Below are 14886 nucleotides of genomic sequence, written 5' to 3'. Positions count from 1 at the left end.
CCGTTTATTCGGGGCGTGTCTGGACGCGCGCCGCCGGTGACCGGCGGCGCGCGAGGGCGCATCGGGAGTGAAGCGGGAGTCAGATCGCGCCGAGGCTTCTCAGCGAGGCGATCTGGTCAGGCGTGTAGCCGAGTTCGGCCATGACTTCTTCCGTATGCTCGCCGAGCAGCGGCGAGCGCACGACTTCGGTCGGGCTGTCGGACAGCTTGATCGGATTGCCGACCGTCAGATACTTGCCGCGCACCGGGTGATCCACTTCCACGATCGTGCCGGTCTTGCGCAGCGACGGCTCTTCGGCGATTTCCTTCATCGAGAGAATCGGGCCGCACGGAATGTCGTGCTTGTTGAGAATCTCCATCGCCTGGAACTTGGTCTTCGACATCGTCCAGCGCTCGATTTCCGCGAAGATGTCCTTGAGACGCGGCAGGCGCGCGTTCGGCGTCTTGTAGTCGGGATGATCGATCCACTCTTCCTTGCCGATCACCTTGCAGATTTCGCCCCACACCGGCGCCTGCGTGATGAAGTAGATGTACGCGTTCGGGTCCGTTTCCCAGCCCTTGCACTTGAGAATCCAGCCCGGCTGACCGCCGCCCGAGGCATTGCCCGCGCGCGGCACCGCTTCGCCGAACTTGCCGTTCGGATACTGCGGATACTCCTTCATGACGCCGGTGCGTTCGAGCCGCTGCTGGTCGCGCAGCTTCACGCGGCAGAGGTTGAGCACGCCGTCCTGCATCGCGGCGAGCACTTTCTGGCCGCGCCCGGTCTGGCTGCGCTGATAGAGCGCCGTGACGATGCCGAGCGCCAGATGCAGCCCCGTGCCGGAATCGCCGATCTGCGCGCCGGTCACGGTCGGCGGGCCGTCGTCGAAGCCCGTCGTCGATGCCGCGCCGCCCGCGCACTGCGCGACGTTTTCGTAGACCTTGCAGTCCTCGTAAGGCCCCGGTCCGAAGCCCTTGACCGACGCGACGATCATCCGCGGATTCAGTTCCTGAATGCGCTCCCACGTAAAGCCCATGCGATCCAGCGCGCCCGGCGCGAAGTTTTCCACCAGCACGTCGCACTTCTTGACGAGCGTCTCGAGCACCTTCTTGCCCTCGGGATTCTTCGTATCGATGGTGATGGAGCGCTTGTTGTGGTTCAGCATCGTGAAGTAGAGGCTGTCGGCGTCGGGAATGTCGCGCAGTTGCTCCCGCGTGATGTCGCCCGCGCCGGCGCGCTCCACTTTGATGACGTCCGCGCCGAACCACGCGAGAAGCTGCGTGCAGGTCGGACCGGACTGGACGTGCGTGAAGTCGAGAATGCGCACTCCGTCGAGTGCCTTGCCCGAGGTGTTGCTCATGGCTGTCTCCCAAGTCTCTCGTTTATCGTTCACCTTTATTTGTACATCGTCTGCGCCATCGTGCCAGGAGCGTACACGCTCGGATCGACCCAGATGTTGATGACCGCGCTCTTGCCCGTCTTCGCGATGGATTCGCGCGCCCGCTGCAACGCGCCCGCGATCTTCGACGCTTCGTAGACTTCCTCGCCGTAGCCGCCGAGCATTTCGGCGAAGCGGCCATACGGCACGTCCGACAGCAGATTGCCGACGTTGCCGCGCTCCTCGCCGTACTTCGCGAGCTGGCCGTAGCGAATCTGGTTCATCGCCGAGTTATTGCCGACGACCGCGATATACGGCACGCCGAAGCGGTTCGCGGTTTCCATGTCGAACGACGTCATGGAGAACGCGCCGTCGCCGTAGTAGCAGAGCACTTCCTTCTCCGGATTGGCAAGGCCCGCAGCAATCGCGAAGCCCGTCCCGACGCCGAGCGAGCCGAGCGCGCCGGGGTCCATCCACTGTCCGGGGCGGCGCGGGCGCACGGCCTGCGCGGAGATCGTGACGACGTCGCCGCCATCGCCGATATAGATCGTGTCGTCGGACAGGAACTGGTTGATCTCGTGCGCGACGCGGTACGGATGGATCGGGCTGGCATCGGACGTGAAGAGCGGCATCAGCTTCGCGGTCGCGGTTTCCTCGGCGGAGGTGAGTTCGCGCATCCATGCCTGGCGCAACTGGCGCTTGTCGTTCTTCAGGCGCCCGCTGGCGGCCTGCAGCACCGCGCCGAGTATCGCGCCCGGATCGCCGACCAGCCCGAGATCGATCTCGCGGTTCTTGCCGACCGTGCGGTAATCCATGTCGATTTGCACGAGCTTCAGGTCTTTGCTGATGCGCTTGCCGTAGCCCATGCGGAAATCGAACGGCGTGCCGACGATCACGATCAGATCGGCCTTCGCGAAAGCCTGCGAGCGCGTGCGGTCGAAGTGATGCGGGTCGCCCGGCGGCAACAGGCCGCGGCTCGCGCCGTTGAAATAGCCGGGAATGTCGAGGCCGCGCAGGAGCGCGATCGCTTCTTCGTGGCCGCGCGCCGTCCACACTTGCTGGCCGTAGAGAATCGCGGGGCGCTCCGAGTTCACGAGCAGATCGGCGAGCTTTTCGATGTCGTTCGGATCGCCGACCGATTTCGTCGATGCGCGATAGCGCCCCGGCTGCGGAATCACCGCCTTCGTCACGTCGATTTCGCGGTCGAGCACGTCGCGCGGAATCTCCAGATACGCCGGGCCGGGCGCGCCGTTGAAGGCTTCGCGGGCGGCCATCGAGATCATGTCGGCGACGCGTTCGGTGCTCGGCACGGTCGCGGCGAACTTGGTGATCGGCGACATCATGTCGACGTGCGGCAAGTCTTGCAGCGAGCCCATCTTGTGCTGCGTGAGCGCGCCCTGCCCGCCGATATGGATGATCGGGCTTTCCGAGCGGAACGCCGTGGCCACGCCCGTGACCGCGTTCGTGCAGCCGGGGCCGGCGGTCGTCACGACGCAGCCGAGCTTGCCCGTTTGACGCGCGTAGCCATCGGCGGCGTGCGCGGCAACCTGTTCGTGCCGCACGTCGATGATGCGGATGCCTTCGTCGACGCAGCCGTCGTAAATATCGATGATGTGGCCGCCGCACAGCGTGAAGATCGTGTCGACGCCTTCGTTCTTGAGCGCTCGCGCGACCAGATGACCGCCCGAGATGACGCCCGCGCCGCGCGTTTTCTGTTTGAGCGTGTCATCGGCGGTGGTGCTGACTGGGGCGACTTCCGGGCGGCTGCTGACGACTTCGGACATTGTTGTCTCCTCCTCGATGGGGGTTGTGTGTGCGTGTCCGGGCGTCGCGCTTCCGCCCGGTTGCTGTGATATACAATATTCCACACACAGTATTAGTCAACGATCATCGCATTGGAACAAACCCTGTGACGCACCGCACGATCCTCGTTCACCTTGTGCATCCGGACTGCAATTAACTTCCTTGCTGCATCGCGGCACGGCGCGAATTTCTTTGCGGAACCTGATATGTGATATATCTCATACCAGCGCGTGCGCTTCCTGCTGCCGAAACCGTTCGCGCCATCCCAAAAACGCTTTGTATCGAACCGGACCGACGTCATCGCGCGCGCGTCCGGCCGACACAGGAGACGCAATGAACATCCACGAATATCAGGCGAAGGCGCTGCTGCGAAAGTACGGCGTCGCGGTGCCGCACGGCCGCGTCGCTTTCAGCGCGCAGGAAGCCGCCGACGCCGCGAACGCGCTGGGCGGCCCGGTCTGGGTCGTCAAATCGCAGATTCATGCGGGAGGACGCGGCGCGGGACGCTTCACGAACGATCCCGACGGCAAAGGCGGCGTGCGCGTCGTGAAATCCATCGACGACGTGCGCGCGAACGCGCAGCAGATGCTGTCGTCGGTGCTCGTCACGAAGCAGACCGGCCCCGGCGGTCGGCAAGTGAAGCGCCTCTACGTCGAGGAAGGCTGCGACATCGTGCGCGAGCTGTATCTCGGCATGCTCGTCGATCGCGCAAGTTCGCGCATCACGATCATGGCGTCGACCGAAGGCGGCATGGAGATCGAGGAAGTGGCGCATCGCACGCCCGAGAAGATTCTCAAAGTCGCGATCGATCCGGCGACCGGCCTTCAGCCCTTCCACACGCGGCAGATCGCGTTCGGACTTGGTCTGACGGGCGCACAGGTGAAAGCGGCGTCGAAGTTCATCGCGGCGCTGTATCAGGCGTTCGTCGAACTGGACGCTTCCGTGGTGGAAGTGAATCCGCTCGTCGTGACCGGTTCCGGCGACGTCATGGCGCTCGACGCCAAGCTCAATTTCGACGACAACGCGCTCTATCGCCATCCCGATGTGGAAGCGCTGCGCGACGAAGACGAAGAAGATCCCGCGGAAATCGAAGCCGCGAAGCACGGCCTCAATTACGTGAAGCTCGACGGCAGCATCGGCTGCATGGTGAACGGCGCGGGCCTCGCCATGGCCACGATGGACATCATCAAGCTCTACGGCGGCGAGCCGGCGAATTTTCTCGACGTGGGCGGCGGCGCCACGCGAGAGCGCGTTGCGACCGCGTTCAAGCTGATCCTGCGCGATCCCAAGGTCAAAGGCATCCTCGTCAACATCTTCGGTGGCATCATGCGCTGCGACGTGATCGCGGAAGGCGTCGTCGCGGCGGCGCGCGAGATCGAGCTCGACGTGCCGCTCGTCGTGCGCCTCGCCGGCACGAACGTCGATGCGGGCCGCGAGATTCTGCGCAACTCCGGCCTCACCATCATTCCCGCCGACAACCTCGCCGACGCCGCCGACAAGATCGTCAGCGCCGTCCACCATTGAGAGAAGCCACATGAGCGTCCTGATCGACAGCAACACGAAGGTGATTTGCCAGGGCTTCACCGGCGCGCAAGGCACCTTTCATTCGGAACAGGCCATCACGTATGGCACGCGCATGGTGGGCGGCGTCACGCCCGGCAAGGGCGGCACGACGCATCTCGACTTGCCCGTGTTCGACACCGTGGCCGACGCGGTCGCCAGAACGGGCGCGGATGCCTCCGTGATCTACGTGCCGCCGCCCTTCGCCGCCGATGCGATTCTCGAAGCCATCGACGCGAACGTGCCGCTCATCGTCTGCATCACGGAAGGCATTCCGGTGCTCGACATGCTGCGCGTGAAGCGCGCGCTCGACGGTTCGAAGAGCCGGCTCGTCGGGCCGAACTGTCCGGGCGTCATCACGCCGGGCGCGTGCAAGATCGGCATCATGCCGGGGCATATTCATCGGCCGGGGAAGATCGGCGTGGTGTCGCGCTCGGGCACGCTGACTTACGAAGCGGTCGCGCAGACCACGGCGGCCGGACTCGGGCAGACGACGTGCATCGGCATCGGCGGCGATCCGGTGAACGGCACGAACTTCATCGACTGCCTGTCGCTCTTTCTCGAAGACGACGCGACCGAAGGCATCATCATGATCGGCGAGATCGGCGGTTCGGCGGAAGAAGAAGCGGCGCAATTCCTGAAGGATGCGCAGACGAAGAAGCCGGTCGTCGGGTTCATCGCCGGAACCAGCGCGCCGCCGGGACGACGCATGGGGCACGCGGGCGCGATCATCTCGGGCGGTGCCGGAACAGCCGCCGCGAAGATCGACGCGATGAAGTCGGCGGGAATCCGCGTCGCGGACTCGCCCGCCGCGCTCGGTGAAACCATGCTGCGCGCCATGCGATAGCGCGCGCCCGTCCGCGCACGCAAAAAGGCCGCGCGGCGTACGCCGCGCGGCCTTTCTCTTATATTGCTTTGCGCGCTTCAAATTTCAATCCAGGAAGTCGCAATTCGCCTCGACGAACGCCGCGAGATCGAGCGAATGCTGCTTCACGAGCCGCTCGACCAGTTCGGTGTCGCGCTTTTCCAGCGCCTCGATAATCCGCATGTGATCCACGATCGAGCGCGACGCGCGGTCGCTCTGCGAAATCGTCATCTTCCGGATGGCGCGGACGTGCGTGAAGATATTCTTGATCGTGTCGTAGATGATCTCCGACTTCGACAGCCGCACGATCGCCGAATGGAACGCGATGTTCGCTTCCGAGTACTCGTCGATGTGTTCGGCGGGCGTGCCGTCGCGAAAGTTGTCGAACATGTGGCGAAGCTGCGCGATTTCCTCGTCGGTCGCGCGCTGCGTCGCGAGGCGCGCCGCCATGCTCTCGAGCGCGGCCCACATGTGAATCATCTCGACGATCTCGCGCTTGGTCTTGCGCAAGATATATACGCCCCGGCGCGGCACCGTGCGCAGAAAGCCTTCCTGCTCAAGCAGCGTCATGGCCTCGCGGATCGGCGTGCGCGAGACGCCCAGCGCTTCCGTCAGCTCTTTCTCGTCCAGCCGGATTTCCTCGCGCGAACGGTAGATGTCCGCCTCGGCGATGGCTTGCCGCAGCTTCGCGTATGCCTGATCGCGCAGCGAAACCGTGGCGTTGATCGGCTCCAGCGAAAGCGTCAGCCCGGACGCACGGACATCGGGCCGAACGTCAGGACGCGCTTCAGGACGCGCTTCGGGACGCACTTCCGGCGTGTCTACGGATTGAGTATCAGATGGCATTGATGGCTTGATTTCCCATTTGCGGCCGGTTCGCGACGACGCGCTTGCCCGAACCGCCATTCTGGTCGTCCGCCGCGAGGCCGGCAAAGCGACCGTGATCCTGCGCGCGCTGCAGCATGTCCTGCGGCACCGCCGACGCAATCATAAACGTAACGCCCACACCCACGGCAACCAGCGCGAATCCAACCACTACCAACAAGGCGATGCTCATTTCAGGCTCCGGTTAAATCACTCAAGAGCCCTCAGTATATGTTGCGTCGCAGCAGAACGCAACATATTTTGCATCTTGTATATCAGAAACAACGCTGGCGCCTCTGGATGCAGTTTAGGCTGCTTTTTGCGCTTCCGGCGACGCCGTGGCGCGGGCTGTGCCTTGATTCACCGCTTCGCGCAGCTTGATCAGTGCGAGCACCGCATCGATCATCGGCGTGTCGACTTCGACCAGACGCCCGATTTCCTGGACGACCGTGATGAGCGGATCGATTTCCATCGGCCGGCCGGCTTCGCAGTCCATCAGCATCGACGTCTTGTGCGCGCCGACCGCGCCCGCGCCGTTGATGCGCCGCTCCACGTCCACGCGAAAGTTCACGCCGATCTTGTCGCCGATGGCTTTGGCCTCGAGCATCATCGCCTTCGAGAGCGCGCGCGTGCCGGGGTCGCTCGTGAGGACATCGAGCGTGGCGTGCGTGAGCGCGCTGATCGGGTTGAAGCACAGGTTGCCCCATAACTTCAGCCAGATTTCGTCGCGGATGTTGTCGCGCATCGGCGCTTCCATGCCCGCCGCGACCATGATGTCGTGCAGCGCCTGCAGACGCGGTGTGGTTTCGCCGCTCGGCTCGCCGATCGGGAATTTGTTGCCGTAGTGATGCTCGATCACGCCCGGCTCGACGATCTCCGCCGCCGGCAACAGCACGCAGCCGATCGCGCGCTCCGGCCCGAAGACGCTCCACTGCCGCCCGCCCGGATCGATGCTTTGCAATGTGGTGCCGGCGAGTTCGCCGCCGTGCTGATAGAAGTACCAGTAAGGCAAGCCGTTGACCGCGGTGACGATGGCCGTGTCAGGCCCGAGAAGCGGCGGAATCAGGTCGACGACGCCCGGCACCGAATGCGCCTTCAGCGCGATGATGACGTAATCCTGCGGCCCGAGCTCGGCGGGATCGTTCGTGCAGCGCACCTTCACCGTGTGCTCTTCCCCGCCGATGCGCAGGCGCACGCCGTTCGCCTGCATCGCGGCGAGATGCGGCCCGCGCGCGACGAAGCTCACGTCCGCTCCGGCACGCGCGAGTTGCGCGCCCATGTAACCGCCGATGGCACCGGCGCCGTACACGCAGATTTTCATGGTCTGTCTCCTGAGTTGTAGCCTTATAGCCTTCTGATATACAAGATACTACATTCCGTCAACGGTCAGAACAAGGCGATTCGTGCGCGGGGGGACAAGCGGAAACCCGCATGCGGCGAACGCATTGCGGTCAATGATAGGAGAAGCGAGACGCCGTCAGGCGACGGCTTGCGAGGTAACGAGAGTTTGCGTCGACGACGCCATGAAGTGCGACCAGACATGCGCCGCGCTCGCCCGCAATGCGCGGCCGCGACGGCGGACGAGCATGAGCGTGCGTGACTCGTCGGGTACGAGCGGGATGAACGCGCTGGCACTGCTTTCGGCGATTGCGCGCGCGTGCATCGGCAGGACGCCGATGCCGAGCCCCGCCTCCGCCATGCGCGCGACGGCTGCCGGTTGCGTGAACCGCTGACGCACCGCGCCGGCGATGCCGTGGCGCGCCAGCGCGTTTTCGATGGCGGCGAGACTGCCGGTGTCGTCGTCGAGAAGGAGCAGCGGCATGCCGCGCAAGTCCTGCCAGTTCAGGCGTTCCGCTTGCCCGAGCCGGTGCGACGCGCCGGCGACCGCGGCGAAGCTGTCGTCGAAGAGCGGCTCGGCGGCGAGTTCGTCGAGATTGTCCGGCGCGATCACGATGCCGAATTCCGCCTCGCCCGAACGGACGAGTTGCAGCACGGCGTTTTGCGGGCGATCCATCACGACGACGGTCACCTCCGGCAAGCGCGACTTGCACGACGCGAGCAGCGCGGGGAGCACGCTCGCGGTGAGACCGCAACTGCTCGCGACGTTGACCACGCCCGGCTCCGTCGAATTGTGCGGGTGAGGCCGCAGCGTCGCTTCCAGTTCCTCCACGAGCGGCGCGAGGCGCGCGAGCAGCCGCCGTCCGGTATCGGTGAGCGCGACCTGACGCGTGGTGCGATCGAAAAGCCGGAGCGCGATTTCGTCTTCTAGTTCTCGAATGCCGCGGCTGACCGCCGATTGCGTGATGCCGAATTCATCGCCGACGCGCGTGAAGCTCCTGTATCGCGCGAGGGCGATGAAGAGCCTCAACTGATGCAGCGAGACCGAAGGCGCATGCGCGCGGTCGAGCGGACGATCGCGCATGCGCCGCTTCCTTTACTGCACCGACGTGTTGCCCGACGCTTCCGGCCAACTCGTCTGAAACGACGCGTTCATCGGCGAATCGCCGGCCGTCTGCGCCACCGTATTCTCGATCCAGCGCTTGCGCATCGGTGCGAGCACGAACTTGGCGCAGAAAGCGGCCGCGATCGATGTCACCGCCGCCGTGATGAAGACCGCATTCCACGAGCCGATCGACGCGAGCACGGACGCAAGCGGCACGAGCATCGACGCCGTGCCCTTCGCCGTATAGAGCGTGCCGGCGTTGGCGGCTGCGTACTTGCTGCCGAACGTGTCCGCGCACGTCGCCGGGAAGATCGAGAAGATTTCGCCCCAGCAGAGGAAGGTCATCGCGGCGAACAGCATGAACAGATACGGGTGATGCCCGAACTTCATCAGCCCGAGCAGCGCGATGCCTTCGCCGAGGAAGATGATGAACATCGTGTTCTCGCGGCCGATCCTGTCCGAGATGAAACCGCACAGCGGACGCGTGAAGCCGTTGCAGAGATTGTCGATGGAGAGCGTCATCGCGAGCAGCGGCAGCGTCACGCCGAGCAGGTTGACGGGCATCTTCGCGAAGCCGTATTCCTTGGCGATCGGGCCGAACTGCGCGGTGGCGATCACGCCGCCCGCCGCGACGAATACGAACATCAGGTAGAGCACCCAGAAGAGCGGCGAGCGCACCATCTGGCCGGTCGTGTAATCGATCTTCGTCGACACCACGCGCTTGGGCGCCACCATATTCACGGGCGGCTTCGGACGCACGAGCATCAGCGCGAGCAGGAAGATGCACACGCCCTGGAAGATGCCGAAGAACATGAACGCATGCTCGTAGCCCGAGCTTTGAATCATGTTCGAGATCGGAATGACCGTCACGGCCGCGCCCGCGCCGAAACCGGCTGCCGTGAGGCCCGCCGCGAGACCGCGCTTGTCGGGGAACCACTTGAGCGCCGTGCCGACGCACGTCCCATACACGCAGCCCGCGCCCACGCCCGCGACGACCGCCGCGATGTACAGATGCGCGAGGCTCGTCGCGTGGGCGTCGATGATCCAGCCGAGCGCCGCGCACACCGACCCGCCGATGACCACCGGCCTCGGCCCGAACTTGTCGACGAGCCAGCCCTCGACCGGCACGAGCCACGTCTCGGTGACGATGAATATGGTGAAAGCCGTTTGAATCGCCGCTTGACCCCAATGATGCTTCGCATCCATCGGTACGACGAAAAGCGTCCACGCGTATTGAAGATTGGCGACGAGGCCCATGCATAGAATGCCGATCGCCAGCTGAATCCATCTGTTGTGGTGACGCCCGTGCGAATGCCCGGACACAACCGTGTCTGCGCTTGCCATGTCTGTCTCCGTTATCTGTCTCAGCGCTCGTGCGGCGCTTGATGTGCTGCGAGATCACCGGCGCCGAAGGGCCGGCGGGCGAGGCGGTCGGTCAGGGAACGTGTTCGGGCCACGCGGCGCGGGCGTGCAGCCGCGTGCCGAAAAGGGCGATGGAGGGGCATCCGTAGCCAACATCCGCGTCAGGCGATCGAAGAATCATTTCGAGCGATTCCCAATAGAGTCCGGATGATCGATGCAGCCTTTGCAGGCCGTCTTGATGCGATGCGCCGCGCTCGAAACGCGATCCGCCACGGCGGAAGGCTTACAAATTCGTGGGGCGTGAAAGCATCGTGGGGGAGAAAAATGATTAAGGAAAGTTAAAAAAAATTATTGTATAAGTTAGCTATCGTGAATGGATGAGGGCTCGCCGTGCTGCGTAACGCCACCCTGCGTCAACTCAAAATCTTCGAAACGGTCGCGCGCCGACTTAGTTTTTCGCGAGCCGCCGAAGAGCTGTATCTCACGCAGCCAGCGGTTTCCACGCAGGTCAAGCAACTGGAAGAGCATGCGGGCTTGCCGCTTTTCGAACAGCTCGGCAAGAGAATCTACCTGACTCCCGCCGGCAATGAAATGCTCCATTACAGCAGGTCGATCCTCGAACAATTTCGCGAAGCCGACGACGCGATGGCGCGGCTCAAGGGTATTTCCGGAGGCACGCTCAACGTCGCGGTCATTAGCGCGGGCGACTATTTTTTTCCGCGGCTGCTAGCGGAATTCACTAAGCGCAATACGGATGTCCGGCTCAATCTCGCGGTACACAATCGCGAGGAATTGCTTCATCAGCTTTCCGACAATCTCACCGATCTCGCCGTGATGGTCCGGCCGCCGCGCGATATGGACACGGTCAATGTATCGTTTGCGCCGCATCCTTATGTGATTGTCGCGCCGCCGGATCATCCGCTCGTCGGGATAAGCGACATTCCTCTCGAGACGCTCGCGGACGAGCCGTTTATCGTGCGCGAGCGCGGTTCCGATACATGGAACTCAATGGAGGAAGGCTTTGCGGGGAGGCTTGCGAATCTGAATGTCGCAATGGAAATCACCAGCACGGAAACGATCAAGCAGGCAGTGATTGCCGGAATGGGTCTGAGCTTTTTGTCCGCGCATACGATCAGCATGGAGTTGCAAGTCGGCAAGCTCGCGGTGCTCGACATCGAAGGCTTCCCGGTCATGCTCAGCTGGTTCGTCGTGCATCGCAACAATAAGCGCCTGCCGCCAGTGGCGCTCGCGTTCAAGCAATTCCTGATCGAAGAAGGCGCCGCGCAGATCGAAGCGATCACGCATATCGTCGCCAAGACCGGCAAGCCCGACGCATAAGCTAAAGCAAATAGTTAAGCGAAAAAAGTTTAACTGTCATCTATGGATCGTCTTTTCTATTCTGCCTACATGCCCCACGGCCATAGAGGAGACAATCATGATCCACGCAAGTCTGAGCGACGAACGCGAACTGCAGGCGCAGGTGTGCGCGTTCAATACCGCATTCGAAGAACTCGATTTGATGTTCCGCTGGGACGCCGAAACGTACCGCTCCCTCGCTTCGGCGGATAGCGACTACGGCAAGGTCGCGCAGTACATCGGCACGCACTGCCCGCATTTGCTCAAGGCTTATAGCGCCGAATTTCTCTGCCAGGCTATCGTCGAGCGCAAGAATTCGACGATCGAGGCTTGCCGCCAGAACACCGTTCAGTATGAAGACAGCACACAACGGGCGCGGCTATGGCGTGCGCGCAATGAAGAAGTGAGTCAGGCGCATATCTGATTCAACTTAGCGATGTTTGAATCAAGGGCGGCTTCGTGCCGCCCTTTATGCGTCCTTTTGCTTAAGCGTCGATTTTCACCGCGCGCCGTCGACGCGCGGTGCATCGTGAAGGATCAAGGGGTCAGCGAAATCCAAACCGCCTTGGGCTCGGTGAAGTTTTCGATCGCCACGTCGCCGTGTTCGCGGCCAAAGCCGGAGTCGCCCGCGCCGCCCCACGGCAGGCGCACGTCGGTGTAACCGTAAGTGTTAACCCACACAGTGCCGGCCTTTAGTCCTGCCGCCATCCGGTGCACCCGGCCGATGTCCGCGCTCCACACGCCCGCCGCGAGACTGTAAGCGGTGCCGTTGGCGATGCGCAGCGCGTCGGCTTCATCGTCGAATGGAATGACGCTCGCCACGGGACCGAAAATCTCTTCTTGCGATATCCGCATCTCGTGCTCGACGTTCGCGAACACGGTCGGCTCCACGAAGTAGCCGCGCTCGCCCGAGCGCCGCCCGCCCGTCACGAGCGACGCGCCCTCGCCCTTGCCGATATCGACGTAATCCAGCACGCTCTTCATCTGCTTGGCGGAAATGAGCGGGCCCATGTTCGTTTCGCGCTTGGACGGATCGCCGAGCTTGATGGTCTGCGCGCGCTGCGCGAGAAGTTCCACGACATCGTTATAGACCGCGCGCTGCACAAGCACGCGCGAGCCCGCGGAGCAGACCTGACCCGCGTTGAAGAAGATGCCCGACGCGGCGGCGCGCACGGCGTTGTCGAGATTGGCATCGGCGAAGATTACGTTCGCGGACTTGCCGCCCAGTTCGAGCGTGACGCGCTTGAAATTGCCCGCCGCGCCCTGCAAAATCCCCCGCCCGACCGACGGCGAGCCGGTGAACGTGACCTTGTCCACGCCCGGATGCGCGACGAGCGAATCGCCGACTACCGAGCCCTTCCCCGTCACGATGTTGAGCACGCCCGGCGGCACGCCGGCTTCGAGCGCGAGACGTCCGACCATCAGCGCGGAAAGCGGCGTGATCTCGGCGGGCTTCACGATCAACGTGCAGCCGCACGCGAGCGCGGGCGCGATCTTCCACATGCCGATCATCAGCGGGAAATTCCACGGCACGATGGCGCCCACGACGCCGACCGGTTCGCGCACGGTGTAAGTGAGCGCGTCGGGGCGCGCCGGCACGACCTGGCCGTTGATCTTGTCGCACCAGCCCGCGTAGTAGGCGAGCGTGTCGATGGCGGCCGGCACGTCCTGGCGCTGCACGCCCCCGATCGGCTTGCCGGCATCGAGGCTTTCGAGCGCAGCCAGTTCTTCCTGATTCTGACGCAGGAGATCGGCGAGCCGCATCAGAATGCGGCCGCGCTCGGCAGCGCGGATCGCATTCCACGGCTTGAGCGCAGCGCGCGCCGCCTGCACGGCGCGATCGACGTCGGCGGCCGTTCCCTGTGCCACATACGCGATGGGGTCTTCGGTCGCCGGATTAAGGTTCGTCGAATATTCACCGCCGCTCGGCGCGACGAATTCCCCGCCGATCAATAACTCGTAGCGCTTGAGGTCCGCTGCGTTTTCCATGTCCGTCTCCATGCTTTATGAAATCGCTTCATGTTGGGCCAGAAAAACCATCCATGAAAGCAAAACATTTTTATTGTTCTCATTCAGCGGAATGTATGGACGAATATAACGACGTGGCTCGTGCCTTGCGCTTCGAGTAATGCGAAGTAAGCATTGCTTACACAATCTCACGTCATTGCAGGGCTTCAGAACGTAGAGTGTTCGCCTGCTTGCGCGTCAAGCGGTCAGATTACAAACAAACGAGGAGGATTTTAAGATGAAGAACCAAATCATCGCGGCCCTGTTGTCCGCAACCCTTGGCCTTGCTGCGGGAACGAGTTTCGCCCAGTCGTCGCATGGTCCCGAATTCGATCGCGATCACGGTCACGGACCTGATCGCGCGCCGATGATGAACGGCCACGACGCGCCGCGTCCGCCTGAGCATGCTCAAGGCCCGGGACGCGATCGCGGGCATCCGGACTGGCACAAGGGCGATCGGCTCACCGGCGAGTATCGCGACCATCAATATGTCGTCGATGACTGGCGCGGCCACGGCCTGCGTCAGCCGCCGCGCGGCTATCAGTGGGTGGGCGTGGGCGCCGATTACGTGCTCGTCGCAGCAGCGACGGGGTTGATCGCGCAGGTGGTGTTGTCGCAGTAAACGCGCTTTACGCCGAGGCGCCAATGTGCCGCTTCGGCATTTCAGCATGCGAAAAGGGCGACCGGGGCGTCGCCCGCTCGGTCACTCGTCGTCCGCGAACAGCGACGCTTGGGTCACGCGCCGAGCCGATTCACTGGCGTGCCGGCCCACTGGCTGACTCGCGAGAAACGCGTCCCGATCCTTGCCGGCGATCCATTGCGGCGCGCGACCGCGCCCGCTCCACGTCGCGCCGCTCGTCGGATCGCGATACTTGATACCCGTATCCGCCGCAGCCTGCGACGAACCGGGCTTGCGCCCAAGCAGTTCATTCAACGTGATGCCGTATTCGCGCATCTTCTGCACGATCTCGATGAGCGCGAGCCGCTCCTCTTTTCGGCGGGCCTCCGCCAGTTCCTTTTCCAGCGATTCCCTTTGCGCCATCAACTCGGCGACTTGCGGACTTCTGTACGTCATGTTCGTGAAGTGCGTCTGATTTTTGTGGCTTGCCGCCCGATATGCGGCGCGCTCGGTAGGATAGCGTCTTGTCGGCGCGCGATGCTCACGCCGCAGCGAAGACGAGAGGCTAACACGAAGCGGCTTCTTGCGATGCGCAGCGTCACAGCGTGGCTGCCCTATCCTGTCGCATAGGTATCGTCCTTACTTCGTTA

General features: G+C 63.4%; 14 protein-coding genes. 5 read left to right on the top strand and 9 right to left on the bottom strand.

Annotation, left to right across the window (positions count from 1 at the left end; translation table 11 throughout):
• Positions 1–79 precede the first annotated feature (79 nt).
• Positions 80–1339 carry a formyl-CoA transferase gene (gene frc / locus LDZ27_RS15515; protein ID WP_244816871.1) on the bottom strand — a complete coding sequence of 420 codons (1260 nt, stop codon included), beginning with the start codon at positions 1337–1339 and terminating at the stop codon, positions 80–82.
• Positions 1340–1374: 35 nt separating this feature from the next.
• Positions 1375–3141 carry a thiamine pyrophosphate-binding protein gene (locus LDZ27_RS15510; RefSeq protein ID WP_244816870.1) on the bottom strand — a complete coding sequence of 589 codons (1767 nt, stop codon included), beginning with the start codon at positions 3139–3141 and terminating at the stop codon, positions 1375–1377.
• A 352-nt stretch (positions 3142–3493) separates the two neighbouring features.
• Here LDZ27_RS15510 and sucC point away from each other — a divergent pair, with 352 nt between their 5' ends.
• Both sucC and sucD read left to right on the top strand, forming a co-directional pair.
• On the top strand, positions 3494–4684 hold the full coding sequence (gene sucC / locus LDZ27_RS15505) for an ADP-forming succinate--CoA ligase subunit beta (RefSeq protein WP_244816869.1): 1191 nt from the start codon (positions 3494–3496) through the stop codon (positions 4682–4684).
• A 10-nt stretch (positions 4685–4694) separates the two neighbouring features.
• Positions 4695–5567 carry a succinate--CoA ligase subunit alpha gene (gene sucD, locus LDZ27_RS15500; RefSeq protein ID WP_244816868.1) on the top strand — a complete coding sequence of 291 codons (873 nt, stop codon included), beginning with the start codon at positions 4695–4697 and terminating at the stop codon, positions 5565–5567.
• A gap of 84 nt (positions 5568–5651) precedes the next feature.
• Here sucD and LDZ27_RS15495 read toward each other — a convergent pair whose 3' ends face one another.
• The 5 genes from LDZ27_RS15495 to oxlT all read right to left on the bottom strand — a co-directional run bounded on the left by LDZ27_RS15495 (position 5652) and on the right by oxlT (position 10236).
• On the bottom strand, positions 5652–6332 hold the full coding sequence (locus tag LDZ27_RS15495; protein ID WP_244817293.1) for a GntR family transcriptional regulator: 681 nt from the start codon (positions 6330–6332) through the stop codon (positions 5652–5654).
• Positions 6333–6420: 88 nt separating this feature from the next.
• The gene (locus LDZ27_RS15490) at positions 6421–6642 is read right to left on the bottom strand and encodes a hypothetical protein (protein WP_244816867.1); all 222 of its coding nucleotides are present in this window, start codon (positions 6640–6642) and stop codon (positions 6421–6423) included.
• A gap of 114 nt (positions 6643–6756) precedes the next feature.
• Positions 6757–7770, bottom strand: a complete 1014-nt coding sequence (locus tag LDZ27_RS15485; RefSeq protein WP_244816866.1) for a 2-dehydropantoate 2-reductase — start codon at positions 7768–7770, stop codon at positions 6757–6759.
• A gap of 156 nt (positions 7771–7926) precedes the next feature.
• A complete protein-coding gene (locus LDZ27_RS15480; RefSeq protein WP_244816865.1) occupies positions 7927–8871 on the bottom strand; it encodes a LysR family transcriptional regulator in 945 nt (314 codons plus the stop codon).
• Between the two features lie 12 nt (positions 8872–8883).
• On the bottom strand, positions 8884–10236 hold the full coding sequence (gene oxlT, locus LDZ27_RS15475; protein WP_244816864.1) for an oxalate/formate MFS antiporter: 1353 nt from the start codon (positions 10234–10236) through the stop codon (positions 8884–8886).
• 411 nt (positions 10237–10647) lie between these two features.
• Between oxlT and LDZ27_RS15470 the strand changes: the two genes are divergently transcribed.
• Complete coding sequence (locus LDZ27_RS15470; RefSeq protein WP_244817292.1) at positions 10648–11592, top strand: LysR family transcriptional regulator; 945 nt, start codon at positions 10648–10650, stop codon at positions 11590–11592.
• Positions 11593–11689: 97 nt separating this feature from the next.
• Complete coding sequence (locus tag LDZ27_RS15465) at positions 11690–12034, top strand: hypothetical protein (RefSeq protein ID WP_244816863.1); 345 nt, start codon at positions 11690–11692, stop codon at positions 12032–12034.
• Positions 12035–12147: 113 nt separating this feature from the next.
• Here the strand turns inward: LDZ27_RS15465 and LDZ27_RS15460 are convergent, their stop codons facing one another.
• A complete protein-coding gene (locus LDZ27_RS15460; RefSeq protein ID WP_244816862.1) occupies positions 12148–13599 on the bottom strand; it encodes an aldehyde dehydrogenase family protein in 1452 nt (483 codons plus the stop codon).
• 256 nt (positions 13600–13855) lie between these two features.
• Between LDZ27_RS15460 and LDZ27_RS15455 the strand changes: the two genes are divergently transcribed.
• Positions 13856–14239 carry an RcnB family protein gene (locus LDZ27_RS15455; protein WP_244816861.1) on the top strand — a complete coding sequence of 128 codons (384 nt, stop codon included), beginning with the start codon at positions 13856–13858 and terminating at the stop codon, positions 14237–14239.
• A gap of 81 nt (positions 14240–14320) precedes the next feature.
• Here the strand turns inward: LDZ27_RS15455 and LDZ27_RS15450 are convergent, their stop codons facing one another.
• A complete protein-coding gene (locus LDZ27_RS15450) occupies positions 14321–14692 on the bottom strand; it encodes an H-NS family nucleoid-associated regulatory protein (RefSeq protein ID WP_244816860.1) in 372 nt (123 codons plus the stop codon).
• Positions 14693–14886: the final 194 nt, after the last annotated feature.

This window comes from Caballeronia sp. Lep1P3 (assembly GCF_022879595.1).
Classification (GTDB): Bacteria; Pseudomonadota; Gammaproteobacteria; order Burkholderiales; family Burkholderiaceae; genus Caballeronia.
Note: the sequence above shows the minus strand (reverse complement) of the source record. Positions and strands in the feature narration are given on the sequence as shown.

Excerpts from the sequence above, each read along its gene's own strand:
- sucD (WP_244816868.1), top strand. The coding sequence starts at position 4,695 with ATGAGCGTCCTGATCGACAGCAACACGAAGGTGATTTGCCAGGGCTTC.
- LDZ27_RS15480 (WP_244816865.1), bottom strand. The coding sequence starts at position 8,871 with ATGCGCGATCGTCCGCTCGACCGCGCGCATGCGCCTTCGGTCTCGCTG.
- LDZ27_RS15490 (WP_244816867.1), bottom strand. The coding sequence starts at position 6,642 with ATGAGCATCGCCTTGTTGGTAGTGGTTGGATTCGCGCTGGTTGCCGTG.
- frc (WP_244816871.1), bottom strand. The coding sequence starts at position 1,339 with ATGAGCAACACCTCGGGCAAGGCACTCGACGGAGTGCGCATTCTCGAC.
- LDZ27_RS15485 (WP_244816866.1), bottom strand. The coding sequence starts at position 7,770 with ATGAAAATCTGCGTGTACGGCGCCGGTGCCATCGGCGGTTACATGGGC.
- LDZ27_RS15465 (WP_244816863.1), top strand. The coding sequence starts at position 11,690 with ATGATCCACGCAAGTCTGAGCGACGAACGCGAACTGCAGGCGCAGGTG.
- LDZ27_RS15460 (WP_244816862.1), bottom strand. The coding sequence starts at position 13,599 with ATGGAAAACGCAGCGGACCTCAAGCGCTACGAGTTATTGATCGGCGGG.
- oxlT (WP_244816864.1), bottom strand. The coding sequence starts at position 10,236 with ATGGCAAGCGCAGACACGGTTGTGTCCGGGCATTCGCACGGGCGTCAC.
- LDZ27_RS15510 (WP_244816870.1), bottom strand. The coding sequence starts at position 3,141 with ATGTCCGAAGTCGTCAGCAGCCGCCCGGAAGTCGCCCCAGTCAGCACC.
- LDZ27_RS15455 (WP_244816861.1), top strand. The coding sequence starts at position 13,856 with ATGAAGAACCAAATCATCGCGGCCCTGTTGTCCGCAACCCTTGGCCTT.
- LDZ27_RS15450 (WP_244816860.1), bottom strand. The coding sequence starts at position 14,692 with ATGACGTACAGAAGTCCGCAAGTCGCCGAGTTGATGGCGCAAAGGGAA.
- sucC (WP_244816869.1), top strand. The coding sequence starts at position 3,494 with ATGAACATCCACGAATATCAGGCGAAGGCGCTGCTGCGAAAGTACGGC.